Source organism: Pseudomonas sp. Z003-0.4C(8344-21) (assembly GCF_900104975.1).
In the GTDB taxonomy this organism is placed as follows: Bacteria; Pseudomonadota; Gammaproteobacteria; order Pseudomonadales; family Pseudomonadaceae; genus Aquipseudomonas; species Aquipseudomonas granadensis.
On record NZ_LT629756.1, the window covers coordinates 1267536 to 1279708 of the forward strand.

Below are 12173 nucleotides of genomic sequence, written 5' to 3' on the forward strand. Positions count from 1 at the left end.
TCGAGGTGTGTGCATGCGAGGACTGTGGTTATTGATGCTGGTGTTGCTTGCAGGGTGTCAGCATGCTGTTGCGCCAGCGCCAGTCAGTGGCGAAATTCGCGACCTGCACAGCGGTGAAGTGCTGACCGCAGAGAAACTGGTGAGGCGTCTCACGAGGCCCGAGCGACTGATCATCGGTGAGCAGCATGACAATGCCGATCACCACGCTGCGCAGTTATGGCTGCTGCAAGCGCTCGGCGAGCAGCGCCAGCAGGGCAGTCTGCTGCTGGAAATGCTCACGCCGGATCAGCAGCCGAAAGTGGCTGCCGCGCGCCAGATGCCGGCATCCGCCGATGTTGCCAAAGTGCTGGACTGGCAGGACGGCTGGGACTGGACGCTCTATGGACCGATCGTGCGCTTCGCGCTCTCGCAACCGTATCCGCTGCTGGCGGCCAATCTCGACGATAACGAAATCCGTGCTGTTTATCGCCAGGCTCCGGCGTTGAGCGGTGCGCGCAGCAACGCGGCATCGGTACAGGACCAACTGCTGCGACAGATCAGCGATTCCCACTGCGGCTTGCTGCCCGAGTCGCAAATGCCGGCGATGCTGGCGGTTCAGCAACAGCGCGATCGGCGCATGGCTGAACGGCTGCTTGCGGCGCCCACGCCCTCAATCCTTCTGGCTGGCGCGTGGCATGCGCGCAAGGACGCCGGCGTGCCGCTGCATGTTCTCGATCTGGGCGCGGCCAAGGAGTCCACGGTGCTGATAATGGCCGAACAGGGCGACGCGGTGACGGCTGCGATGGCCGATTATGTCTGGTACACGCCTGCAACGGCCAAGCCGGATTACTGCGAACAGATGCGCCAACAGTTCGGCAAATGACTTTTTTGCGGGCAAAAAAAGACCCGGTAAGAACCGGGTCAAATAACCGTGATTAGCCTGATGAGGAGATAATCTGAGAGTCCGAACCAAGGGCTTTTCAGAATATCGACTGATCTCGCGACCAGTTGTGATAATCATAGCGATTCTCATTAGCGCGTCAACCACTGATTTGCCGTTTTTACGATTTAGTCGGGTAAATGGCCGGAATACCGCGTGAATCCAGGGCTTCAGCGTTGGCCTTCAGCCACTGTGGAGGGGGCGATCTGCCGATTCAATTGCCCGATGCGCCGCGCCATGCTTTCGATCAGGCTGTGCGCAATCTTCGGATTGGTGCGGGTCATGCTCAGAAACTGATCACCGGGAATCATCATCACTGTACTCGGGACGCGCGCGATTACCGTGGCGTTGCGCGGCTCGCCAGTGAAGATCGCCATGGCACCGAAGATCTCGTCCCTGGGCACGTCACCGACCTTGTGCCCGTCGACAAATGCTTCGGCATGCCCGTCGATGATCACAAACACATGATCGGCAATGTCACCCTGCCTGATCAGGATTTCCCCCGCCGCGACTCGTTTGAAACCGTTGCTGCTGCGAAATTCGCGCGGTTTCAGCTCCGCTACGGCGTGGGCGAGAATCGCCAGGTGGCCCTGCAGATACTCGACGAACTGCTGCGCTCTGCCTGCGTCAGCGAACAGATACCGAAACACCTCCTCGCGACGGTAAGGCTGCAAACGCAGCGGCGCATCGCAGCACCAGTGACAATCAGCCCAGACATCACCCTGCTGCAGACCAATCAAATCGCCTTCCTGCCAGTAAAACAGCGGTCGCGCACCGATGCAGCCATTGATCACGCCATCAATCAGCAGAAACAACTGTTCGGCGGGCAGCAGGGGCAGCAAGTCATCCGTTGCATCGACCTGCAAAACCGGCCCGCAAGGTGCGAGATCTCGCAACCACTGCACGGGCAGGCTTTGCAAACGGTTGATCATTGCATCGGTACGTGCCGATTGTTCGCCCAGTAAATACATGACGGTCGCTGCCCGTTCAGTTCTTGTGACGCGCGGAAATGGCTTCGAGCTGCTTGTTCAGGGCGTCCTTGCGTTCGGCGGGGATGTCGTTCCAGTGCACATCCATCAGCGCGCCTTCGATCGCATACAACAACACCTTCGATGCACGAAACCCGCGGGTACGCACGGCCCGGTAGGCGTCCACTGCGCCGAGCCGACGCAAGTCCGAGGCGCTGTGGATGCCCACGGCATGCAGCCATTGCGCCGACGTCTTGCCAAGATTTTTCAGGTGTTGCAGTTCATCATTCATCAAGCCTCCTTGCGACGGCCGAATGGTGCGTGGGCGAGCTTCTCAGGAGTGTAGCCATCAGTAGGAAAAGCGTGGTTGTTTGGTCGGATTCGACGCAAATGCTTCTAAGAAAGGGTGTTTGAACGCCTGCGAGCGCAGAAAGGAGGGGGAACACAAATCAATGTAGGAGTGAGCCTGCTCGCGATAGCGGACGGGCAGGCAATCTATTTATTGAATGTGAAGCCGCTATCGCGAGCAGGCTCACTCCTACAGGGGATGGCGTTGTGTCAGGAAGTAATGGGGCTATCAGCGTGTGCGATAGCGCAAGCGCGTGCCGAAATTCATCGACATCAGAATTTCGTCGGCACTCAGCTCCGGCGGGAAGTAGGCACCGGAAATTTGCGCGTGGGCCAGGCTTGCGCCTTCAAGCTGCGCGTTACGGAAGTCGATGCCACGCAAATCGGCGGAACGGAAATACGCGTCGCGGAAATCCACGCCATCGGCATTCAACTCGCGCAGATCGAGACCGCGGAAGTCGCCACCGACCATGTCGATCGGACCGTCCAGCGGACGTTCCTTGTTGAAACCAGTGATGTCGTCTTTGTGCAGCAAGGCATACAGCGGGGTATCGAGAAGTTTCGGCTGGCTCATGTCAGATCACCTGTTGGTTTTATGACGCCAGTATAGTGCCACTATTTGGCGGCCGTGAAGCGAGCGAGGGCTTCACGGCCGAAATAGTTTCTTACAGGCCTGGCAGGCGCTGACGAATCTGCGCGACCACGGTATCCAGCGTGCCGGATTCATTGGTCTGCACTCGTTTGCTGCGCAGAATCTCTTCCGGCGTCAGCGCTTCGCGATTGGCCTGTTGCGCTTCGATCACCGCCAGGGTGGCGTCGGACGGGTCCTTCTGGTCGGCCTGGCGCATCGCCAGCCAGCTCTCGATCACCGCTTGCGGTGCGTGGCAGTCGAGGATCAGGAACGGCGTGCCGGTGGCCTCAGCGATTTTCGCGGCATTGTCGCGCTGCTCGCGTTTCAGGTAAGTGGCGTCGATCACCACCGGGAAACCGGCGTGCAGGATCACTTCGGCGATTTCGTGCAGGCGCGCGTAGGTCGCGGCGCTGGCATCGGCGCTGTAAATCCCGGCCTGTACGTCGTTGGTGACGGTCTGCTCGCCGAACAGGCGCTTGCGCTCGACGTCCGAACGCAGGCGGATCGCACCCAGTGCCTCGACCAGGCGCATGGCCACGTGGCTTTTACCAACGGCGGAAACACCGTGGGTGATCGCCATGAAGCGCGAAGGAATAGTGCTGTAGCTTTCCGCCAGGTTGGCGTAGTTGCGGTACTGGCGCAGGGTGGTGGCGCGCTGCACGGCGGTCGCGTCCGCCGGCATGCTGAACAGCGCGACCTTGGCGCGGACCAGCGCGCGGTAGGCTTTATAGAAGTTCAGCACTTCAAGGCCCTGATAGTCGCCGGTCAGTTCCAGGTACTGGCTGATGAAACGTCGAGCCAGGGATTTCAGGCCGCGGTCTTCCAGGTCCATCGCGAGGAAACCGGTGTCGGCCCAGACGTCAGTGAAACGGAACGGCTCGTTGAACTCGATGCAGTCGAAGATCACCACGTTGCCGTCGATGACCGTGGCGTTGCCCAAGTGGATGTCACCGTGGCATTCACGGGTAAAACCCGCGGCCTTGCGCTCGGCGAACAGTGGCTTGAGACGCTCGAAGCTGCTTTCGGCCCAGGCTTTCAGCGCCTCGAGTTGCAGCAGGTCGTTTTTGTCGCTGAGAAACGGCAGGATCTGGTCGAAGTTCTGCGCGACCGGCGCCATTACGCTGTCCGGGGTGCCGGCGTCATGCTCGGCCGGGACTTTCGGCGCGTTGAGGTGGAAGCGGGCAATCTGCTCGGCCATCGCATCGATGTGCTGGGTGGTCAGCTCGCCGTTGGCTTGCAGGGTGCTGAGCAGGCCAGTCTGCGGGAACTGACGCATTTTCAGCACGTATTCGATAGGTGCACCGTCGCCATCCAGTTGTGGCGCTTCAACGCTGCCGGTGACTGGCAACACTTCCAGATACAAATCTTCAGTCAGGCGCTGGTTGAGACGCAGCTCTTCGGCGCAGAAGTGCGCGCGGGATTCGAGGCCGGTGAAGTCGAGAAAGCCGAAATTTACCGGCTTCTTCACTTTATAGGCAAAGGGGCCGGTGAGGATCACCCACGAGATGTGGGTTTCGATGACCTGAAATCCTTCGACAGGGTGCGGGTAGAGGGCCGGGTTTTGCAGGGCAGCGATCAGGGACTGGCTCACGGGCGATCCTTCAGAGGCGGGGAAATTCGAGGTCGCCATTATGGCCGCTTGCCCGCCGGACGCAAACCTCTGAGGGTGCCTGTTGAGGATCGATAAAGTGCGTATAATCCGCCGCCATGACTCGATCCCGATCCCCCCGTGCCAAGAAAAAACCACCGTCCAAGGGCCTGAGCCCGTGGCTGAGCTGGGCCATCAAACTCAGTCTGGTCGGCCTCGTCGTGCTGGCCGGCTTTGCCGTTTACCTCGATGCCGTGGTGCAGGAGAAGTTCTCCGGCAAGCGCTGGACCATCCCGGCCAAGGTATACGCGCGCCCGCTCGAGCTGTTCGTCGGACAGAAGCTCAGCAAGGACGATTTCCTCACCGAACTCGATGCCCTCGGCTATCGCCGCGAAGCCGTGAGCAATGGCCCCGGCGCTGCTGCCGTCAGCGGCAACACGGTTGACCTGAATACCCGTGGTTTCCAGTTCTATGAAGGCCTGGAGAAACCGCAACCGGTGCGTGTGCGTTTCTCTGGCGATTACGTCGCCGAGCTGTCGGCGACCAACGGCTCCAAACTGTCGGTGGTGCGTCTTGAGCCACTGCTGATCGGCGGCATTTATCCGAAAAATCTTGAAGACCGTATTCTGATCAAGCTCGATCAGGTGCCGCCGTATCTGCTCGAAACCCTGGTCGCCGTCGAAGACCGCGATTTCTACAGCCATTGGGGCGTGTCGCCGAAATCGATCGCACGTGCGGTGTGGGTCAACACCTCTGGCGGCAAGATGACCCAGGGCGGCAGTACTCTGACCCAGCAGTTGGTAAAGAACTTCTATCTGACCAGCGAACGCAGCCTGACCCGCAAGCTCACCGAAGCGATGATGGCGATGTTGCTGGAGCTGCATTACGACAAGAAGGAAATACTTGAGGCCTACCTCAACGAAGTCTTCGTCGGGCAGGACGGTCAACGTGCGGTGCATGGTTTCGGTCTGGCCAGCCAGTTCTTCTTCGGCCAGCCATTGTCCGAGCTGAAGCTGCATCAAGTGGCGTTGCTGGTCGGCATGGTCAAGGGCCCGTCCTACTACAACCCGCGCCGTAATCCGGAGCGCGCGCTGGAGCGCCGTAACCTGGTGCTCGACGTGCTTGCACAACAGGGCGTAGCCACGCCGGAACAAGTCGAAGCGGCGAAGAAAATGCCGCTGGGCGTGACCACTCGCGGCAAGCTGGCCGACAGCTCGTACCCAGGCTTCATCGATCTGGTCAAACGTCAGTTGCGTGAGGATTACCGCGACGAAGACTTGACCGAAGAAGGCCTGCGAATCTTCACCAGTTTTGACCCGATTCTGCAGATGAAGGCCGAAGCCTCGGTCAACGACACCTTCAAACGCCTGTCCGGGCGCAAAGGCTCCGATGACGTTGAAGCGGCAATGGTCGTGACCAACCCGGAAACCGGCGAAGTCCAGGCGATGATCGGCAGCCGTCAGGCCAGTTACGCCGGCTTCAACCGCGCGCTGGATGCGGTGCGGCCGATCGGTTCGTTGATCAAACCGGCGGTTTATCTGACCGCGCTGGAAAAACCGAGCCAGTACACCCTGACCAGTTGGCTGTCGGATGAGCCGTTGTCGGTCAAAGGCGCGAACGGGCAGGTGTGGAAGCCGCAGAACTACGATCGCCGTTCCCATGGCACCGTGTTCCTCTATCAAGGGCTGGCGCATTCCTACAACCTGTCGACCTCGCGTCTGGGCCTGGAAGTCGGTGTGCCGAACGTGCTCAAGACCCTCGGTCGTCTGGGTGTGACGCGTGAATTCCCGGCGTTCCCGTCGATGCTTCTCGGTGCCGGCGGCATGACCCCGATCGAAGTGGCGACCATGTATCAAACGCTGGCCAACGGTGGTTTCAACACGCCGATGCGCGGGATTCGCAGCGTACTGACCGCCGAAGGCGAGCCGCTCAAGCGTTATCCGTTCCAGATTCAACAGCGTTTCGACCCGGCCTCCATCTATCTGATCCAGAACGCCATGCAGCGCGTGATGCGTGAAGGTACCGGCAGTTCGGTTTATAACGTGTTGCCCAAGACGCTGACGCTGGCCGGCAAGACCGGTACCAGTAACGATTCGCGCGACAGCTGGTTCGCCGGTTTCAGTCAGGATCTGCTGGCCGTGGTCTGGCTGGGTCGCGACGACAATGGCAAGACGCCGTTCACCGGGGCGACCGGTGCGTTGCAGGTCTGGACCAGTTTCATGCGCAAGGCCGATCCGCTGCCGCTGGACATGCCGCAGCCGGACAACGTCGTGCAGGCCTGGGTCGATTCGCGCACCGGGCAAGGCTCCGATGCCAACTGCCCCGGCGCGGTACAGATGCCGTATATTCGCGGCAGCGAACCGCCACCCGGCGCCGCGTGCGCAAGCGAAACGCCTGCCTCGCCGGAGTCGGTGATGGATTGGGTCAAGGGCTGGATGAATTAAGCAAAGAGGGTTTCAAGTGAACAAGTGGTTGATTCCAGCGGTGACCGCCGTGGCTTTGCTCAGCGGCTGCTCTACCGTACAGCGTGGTTCGATTCCCGTAGTCGACTCAGGCACAGCGGTGTCCAACAGCGAGCGTATCGGTGCCAACGGCGGTTTCCGTCAGACGACGGTCAAGCGCCCGGTGCAGGGCCAGACCCAGGCCATTCCACAGGGCGATACCGGTGTAGTGGTGATGGTGCCGGGCGGCGGCGCGGCCGTGTCGACACCGATCAGTTCTTCGCCAATCGTTCCGGGCCCGGCATCCGGCGGTATCACATCGGGGCCGTACAACCCGTCGGCGGTCGAATCGGCGCCGGTCAACGCCGGCAGCTACAGCATGCCGTCGACGCCGAGCGGTATTCCTTCCGCGAGCAGTAGCGGTGGCTTGTCAGCCGATGAGCAACTGGACGGCCCGGTACTCGCCTTGCTGACCACTGCACAACAGCAGCAGGCCGGTGGCGACCTCAACGGTGCATCGTCGAGTCTGGAGCGCGCCCAGCGCGTTGCGCCGCGTGAGCCGCAAGTGCTTTATCGCCTCGCGCAGGTGCGCATGGCTCAGGGCGATGCGCCGCAAGCCGAGCAATTTGCCCGTCGTGCGTTGACCATGGCCAACGGTCGTCCGGATCTACAAGCCAGCCTGTGGGAGTTGATCGCTCAGGCCCGTGAGAAACAAGGCGATTCCGCCGGCGCCACGCTGGCCCGGCAGAAGGCCAAGGTCTCGCTGTAATGGATGCCCGTTTCCCGAAAGTCGCTGATCAGTTGCTGCTGATCGAGCGTGAGCTGCGCACCCAGGGCTGGTGGGACGAGGTTGAGCCTTCGGCCGAAGCCCTGAGCAGTGTCGAGCCGTTTTCCGTCGATACGCTGGACTTTGAGCAGTGGCTTCAGTGGATCTTCTTGCCGCGCATGAAGATGATTCTGGAGCAGGATCTGCCGTTGCCGAATGCCTCGGGGATTCAGGAAATGGCCGAGATGGTCTTCGCCCAGCGCAACCTTGGGGGCAAGGATCGCCAGTTGCAGGTGCTGCTCAAAGAGTTCGACCTGCTGATCACCGCCTCACGCTGACCCGCAGAACTGCCAGTGATCACTGGCAGTTCTGCTCAATCTGCTTCTGCGCTTCGGCGATGCGCTCCTGACGCTGCGCATCGTCAAGCCGCTTCAACTGTCCTTCGACCTCTTCTCGTAAACGCGGATTGTTTTGCAGCTGCGCAAGGTTGGTCCGTGCCTGCTCACAAAACGCGTGGAGCTGCGCCTGTTGCTCGGCTACCTGCTTTTTGACCTTGTCGTTGATCGCTTTCTGATCGCCGAGTACCCCGCTGCCCGGCATGGCCGAAGGTTTTGCCGGTGGCGAGGAGGGCGTTTGCACGGTGGTCGATGGCTGGCCCGCAGGCGGCTGCGCATCGAAGTGGGTGACGCCCTGGGCATCGACCCATTTGTAGATTTGAGCGGCCGAGCACCACGGGCTTAGGCCGATCAGCAGAGTGAGGAGAAGCGTTCGCATGCTGATTCCTTGGCAAAATTGCGCAATTGACGCTAACAGAGTAGCGCTTTTCAGGTTTTTTCTTGCGTTCTCATGTGCTTACCCACAATTAACCACACAGACGACTTGACTTGCAGAGGGCGAAACAGAAGAATCCAAAGTCCGCTGTAGAGGGACTGCCAGAAGCAGACCCACTCGGTAGATCATGAGGCGCACATCCGCGCCGACCTGTTACACCCGCAACGCGTTACCTCGCGCTGGGTGGGAAAGGCCCGCAACACTTGGGACGATCCCAATACTTGCTCAGTCAGTGCTGACGTAGTCGGCGACCACCGTCGCTCATGCTCTGCCGAGAAGTAAACCTATTAAGACCCGCCCCTTTTTTGTGGACGGTATTCTGGCGTTTTAGAGGTGAACAACGTGGAGCTTTTATCTGGCGGTGAGATGCTCGTCCGCTTTTTGCGTGACGAAGGCGTCAAATATATCTACGGGTACCCGGGTGGTGCTCTCCTGCATGTTTACGATGCCCTGTTCAAAGAACCGGAAGTGACTCACATCCTGGTTCGTCACGAGCAAGCGGCAACCCATATGGCTGACGGCTACGCCCGTGCCACCGGTAAAGCCGGCGTGGTATTGGTGACTTCCGGTCCAGGCGCCACAAACGCCATCACCGGTATCGCCACCGCCTATATGGACTCGATTCCAATGGTGATCATTTCCGGTCAGGTGCCCAGCACCATGGTCGGCACCGACGCGTTCCAGGAAACCGACATGATCGGTATCTCCCGGCCGATCGTGAAGCACAGCTTCATGATCAAGCACGCTTCGGAGATCCCGGAAGTCATGAAGAAGGCGTTCTACCTGGCGCAATCCGGTCGTCCGGGCCCGGTCGTGGTCGATATCCCGAAAGACATGACCAACCCGGCCGAGAAGTTCGAATACATCTTCCCTAAAAAAGCCAAGCTGCGTTCCTACAGCCCGGCCGTTCGCGGTCACTCCGGGCAAATCCGCAAGGCAGCCGAAATGCTCCTGGCGGCCAAGCGTCCGGTGCTGTACTCCGGCGGTGGCGTGATCCTCGGCAACGGTTCCGCACCGCTGACCGAACTGGCAAAAATGCTTAACCTGCCGGTGACCAACACGCTGATGGGCCTGGGCGGCTTCCCTGGCACCGATCGCCAGTTCATCGGCATGCTCGGCATGCACGGCAGCTACACCGCCAACCTGGCGATGCACCATGCCGACGTGATTCTCGCCGTCGGCGCACGTTTCGACGATCGTGTGATCAACGGCCCGGCGAAGTTCTGCCCGAACGCCAAGATCATCCACATCGACATCGACCCGGCGTCGATCTCCAAGACCATCAAGGCCGACGTGCCAATCGTTGGCCCGGTCGAGAGCGTGCTGACCGAGATGGTCGCGATTCTCAAGGAAATCGGCGAAACCCCGAACAAGGAGTCTGTGGCCAGCTGGTGGAAGCAGGTCGATGAATGGCGCGGCGATCGCGGCCTGTTTCCTTACGAAAAGGGTGATGGCAGCAAGATCAAGCCGCAGACCGTGATCGAAACCCTGTGCGAAGTGACCAAGGGCGATGCCTTTGTGACCTCCGACGTCGGTCAGCACCAGATGTTCGCTGCGCAGTACTACACCTTCAACAAGCCGAACCGCTGGATCAACTCCGGTGGTCTGGGCACGATGGGCTTCGGCCTGCCGGCCGCGATGGGCATCAAACTGAGCTTCCCGGACGACGACGTTGCCTGCGTCACCGGCGAAGGCAGTATCCAGATGAACATCCAGGAGCTGTCGACCTGCCTGCAATACGGCTTGCCGGTGAAAATCGTCATCCTCAACAACGGTGTGCTGGGCATGGTTCGCCAGTGGCAGGACATGAGCTACGGCAGCCGTCACTCGCACTCCTACATGGAATCGCTGCCGGACTTCATCAAGCTGGCTGAAGCCTACGGCCACGTTGGCGTACGCATCACCGAATCGAAAGACTTGAAGTCGAAGATGGCAGAAGCGTTCGCCATGAAGGATCGCCTGGTGATCATCGATGTTTCGGTCGACACCAGCGAGCACGTCTATCCGATGCAGATCAAAGACGGCTCGATGCGCGATATGTGGTTGAGCAAGACGGAGCGTACTTAATCATGCGGCACATTATTTCCTTGCTTCTGGAAAACGAACCTGGCGCTCTGTCTCGCGTAGTCGGCCTGTTCTCGCAGCGCAACTACAACATCGAAAGCCTGACCGTGGCCCCGACCGAAGACCCGACCTTGTCGCGTCTGACGCTGACCACCGTGGGCCACGATGAAGTCATCGAGCAGATCACCAAAAACCTGAACAAGCTGATCGAAGTGGTCAAGCTGGTGGACCTGTCGGAAAGCGCTCACATCGAGCGCGAGCTGATGCTGGTCAAGGTCAAGGCCACTGGCGCCCAGCGCGCCGAGATCAAACGCACCACCGATATTTACCGTGGACAGATCGTCGATGTCAGCGCCAGCGTGTATACCGTTCAATTGACCGGTACCAGCGACAAGCTCGACAGCTTCATTCAGTCCATCGGCACCGCATCGATTCTGGAAACCGTCCGCAGCGGCGTGACCGGTATCGCCCGCGGCGACAAAGTACTCAGCATCTAAACCAAATTAGCGCATGGCCTGAATGGCCGGATATAAGGGGAAATTCATGAAAGTTTTCTACGATAAAGACTGCGACCTGTCGATCATCCAGGGCAAGAAAGTTGCCATCATCGGTTACGGTTCCCAGGGCCACGCCCAGGCGTGCAACCTGAAAGACTCCGGTGTCGACGTTACCGTTGGTCTGCGTAAAGGTTCGGCCACTGTTGCCAAAGCCGAAGCCCACGGCCTGAAAGTGACCGACGTGGCTTCCGCTGTTGCTGCAGCCGACCTGGTCATGATCCTGACCCCGGACGAGTTCCAGTCCTCGCTGTACAAGAACGAGATCGAGCCGAACATCAAGAAAGGCGCCACCCTGGCCTTCTCCCACGGCTTCGCGATTCACTACAACCAGGTTGTGCCACGTGCTGACCTCGACGTGATCATGATCGCGCCGAAGGCTCCAGGCCACACCGTACGTTCCGAATTCGTCAAGGGCGGTGGTATCCCTGACCTGATCGCGATCTACCAGGACGCCTCGGGCAACGCCAAGAACGTTGCACTGTCCTACGCAGCCGGCGTTGGCGGCGGTCGTACCGGCATCATCGAAACCACCTTCAAGGACGAGACCGAAACCGACCTGTTCGGCGAACAAGCCGTTCTGTGCGGCGGTACCGTTGAGCTGGTCAAGGCCGGTTTCGAAACCCTGGTTGAAGCTGGCTACGCGCCGGAAATGGCCTACTTCGAGTGCCTGCACGAACTGAAACTGATCGTTGACCTCATGTACGAAGGCGGTATCGCCAACATGAACTACTCGATCTCCAACAACGCTGAATACGGCGAGTACGTGACGGGTCCGGAAGTGATCAACGCCGAATCCCGTCAGGCCATGCGCAACGCCCTGAAACGTATTCAGGACGGCGAATACGCCAAAATGTTCATCAGCGAAGGCGCAACCGGCTACCCTTCGATGACCGCCAAGCGTCGTAACAACGCCGCTCACGGTATCGAGATTATCGGCGAGCAACTGCGCTCCATGATGCCGTGGATCGGTGCCAACAAGATCGTCGACAAAGCCAAAAACTAAGTCGTCGTTGCTTGTACGAAAAACGCGGCCTCGGCCGCGTTTTTTCGTTTGAGGCGG

The 12173-nt window shown here is 59.8% G+C and carries 12 protein-coding genes; 7 read left to right on the forward strand and 5 right to left on the reverse strand.

What is annotated here, in order from left to right; translation table 11 throughout:
• Positions 1 to 13 precede the first annotated feature (13 nt).
• Positions 14 to 862: a ChaN family lipoprotein gene (locus BLU24_RS05935; protein ID WP_093098287.1), complete on the forward strand. Its 849-nt coding sequence runs from the start codon at positions 14 to 16 to the stop codon at positions 860 to 862.
• A gap of 227 nt (positions 863 to 1089) precedes the next feature.
• Here BLU24_RS05935 and BLU24_RS05940 read toward each other — a convergent pair whose 3' ends face one another.
• From BLU24_RS05940 to BLU24_RS05955, 4 genes are all read right to left on the reverse strand, one after another.
• On the reverse strand, positions 1090 to 1890 hold the full coding sequence (locus BLU24_RS05940) for a Crp/Fnr family transcriptional regulator (RefSeq protein WP_093098290.1): 801 nt from the start codon (positions 1888 to 1890) through the stop codon (positions 1090 to 1092).
• 16 nt (positions 1891 to 1906) lie between these two features.
• Positions 1907 to 2179: a TfoX/Sxy family protein gene (locus BLU24_RS05945; RefSeq protein WP_016773175.1), complete on the reverse strand. Its 273-nt coding sequence runs from the start codon at positions 2177 to 2179 to the stop codon at positions 1907 to 1909.
• Positions 2180 to 2464: 285 nt separating this feature from the next.
• The gene (locus tag BLU24_RS05950; RefSeq protein ID WP_093098293.1) at positions 2465 to 2809 is read right to left on the reverse strand and encodes a pentapeptide repeat-containing protein; all 345 of its coding nucleotides are present in this window, start codon (positions 2807 to 2809) and stop codon (positions 2465 to 2467) included.
• 91 nt (positions 2810 to 2900) lie between these two features.
• A complete protein-coding gene (locus tag BLU24_RS05955; RefSeq protein WP_093098296.1) occupies positions 2901 to 4457 on the reverse strand; it encodes a bifunctional aminoglycoside phosphotransferase/ATP-binding protein in 1557 nt (518 codons plus the stop codon).
• A gap of 116 nt (positions 4458 to 4573) precedes the next feature.
• Here BLU24_RS05955 and mrcB point away from each other — a divergent pair, with 116 nt between their 5' ends.
• The 3 genes from mrcB to BLU24_RS05970 are packed head-to-tail and all read left to right on the forward strand — an operon-like array spanning position 4574 to position 7999.
• Complete coding sequence (gene mrcB / locus BLU24_RS05960) at positions 4574 to 6898, forward strand: penicillin-binding protein 1B (RefSeq protein ID WP_093098299.1); 2325 nt, start codon at positions 4574 to 4576, stop codon at positions 6896 to 6898.
• A 16-nt stretch (positions 6899 to 6914) separates the two neighbouring features.
• Positions 6915 to 7664: a tetratricopeptide repeat protein gene (locus BLU24_RS05965; protein WP_093098302.1), complete on the forward strand. Its 750-nt coding sequence runs from the start codon at positions 6915 to 6917 to the stop codon at positions 7662 to 7664.
• A complete protein-coding gene (locus BLU24_RS05970) occupies positions 7664 to 7999 on the forward strand; it encodes a YqcC family protein (RefSeq protein ID WP_093098305.1) in 336 nt (111 codons plus the stop codon). Before BLU24_RS05965 ends, BLU24_RS05970 begins: the two co-directional genes overlap by 1 nt.
• A 19-nt stretch (positions 8000 to 8018) precedes the next feature.
• On the opposite strand, the gene BLU24_RS05975 is transcribed toward BLU24_RS05970, so the two are convergent.
• Positions 8019 to 8435, reverse strand: coding sequence for a DUF4124 domain-containing protein (locus BLU24_RS05975; protein ID WP_093098308.1), 417 nt, complete (start codon positions 8433 to 8435; stop codon positions 8019 to 8021).
• Positions 8436 to 8834: 399 nt separating this feature from the next.
• Here BLU24_RS05975 and BLU24_RS05980 point away from each other — a divergent pair, with 399 nt between their 5' ends.
• Genes BLU24_RS05980 through ilvC form a run of 3 tightly spaced genes read left to right on the forward strand, consistent with a single transcriptional unit; the run spans position 8835 to position 12116 of the window.
• The gene (locus BLU24_RS05980; RefSeq protein WP_090288639.1) at positions 8835 to 10559 is read left to right on the forward strand and encodes an acetolactate synthase 3 large subunit; all 1725 of its coding nucleotides are present in this window, start codon (positions 8835 to 8837) and stop codon (positions 10557 to 10559) included.
• Positions 10560 to 10561: 2 nt separating this feature from the next.
• A complete protein-coding gene (gene ilvN / locus BLU24_RS05985; protein ID WP_003176102.1) occupies positions 10562 to 11053 on the forward strand; it encodes an acetolactate synthase small subunit in 492 nt (163 codons plus the stop codon).
• A gap of 46 nt (positions 11054 to 11099) precedes the next feature.
• A complete protein-coding gene (gene ilvC, locus BLU24_RS05990) occupies positions 11100 to 12116 on the forward strand; it encodes a ketol-acid reductoisomerase (RefSeq protein ID WP_003228216.1) in 1017 nt (338 codons plus the stop codon).
• The last annotated feature ends 57 nt before the right edge of the window (positions 12117 to 12173 follow it).

What these genes read in the sequence shown, in the direction of transcription:
- BLU24_RS05935 (WP_093098287.1), top strand. Translation starts at nt 14, where the DNA reads ATGCGAGGACTGTGGTTATTGATGCTGGTGTTGCTTGCAGGGTGTCAG.
- BLU24_RS05940 (WP_093098290.1), bottom strand. Translation starts at nt 1,890, where the DNA reads ATGTATTTACTGGGCGAACAATCGGCACGTACCGATGCAATGATCAAC.
- BLU24_RS05945 (WP_016773175.1), bottom strand. Translation starts at nt 2,179, where the DNA reads ATGAATGATGAACTGCAACACCTGAAAAATCTTGGCAAGACGTCGGCG.
- BLU24_RS05950 (WP_093098293.1), bottom strand. Translation starts at nt 2,809, where the DNA reads ATGAGCCAGCCGAAACTTCTCGATACCCCGCTGTATGCCTTGCTGCAC.
- mrcB (WP_093098299.1), top strand. Translation starts at nt 4,574, where the DNA reads ATGACTCGATCCCGATCCCCCCGTGCCAAGAAAAAACCACCGTCCAAG.
- BLU24_RS05970 (WP_093098305.1), top strand. Translation starts at nt 7,664, where the DNA reads ATGGATGCCCGTTTCCCGAAAGTCGCTGATCAGTTGCTGCTGATCGAG.
- BLU24_RS05975 (WP_093098308.1), bottom strand. Translation starts at nt 8,435, where the DNA reads ATGCGAACGCTTCTCCTCACTCTGCTGATCGGCCTAAGCCCGTGGTGC.
- ilvN (WP_003176102.1), top strand. Translation starts at nt 10,562, where the DNA reads ATGCGGCACATTATTTCCTTGCTTCTGGAAAACGAACCTGGCGCTCTG.
- ilvC (WP_003228216.1), top strand. Translation starts at nt 11,100, where the DNA reads ATGAAAGTTTTCTACGATAAAGACTGCGACCTGTCGATCATCCAGGGC.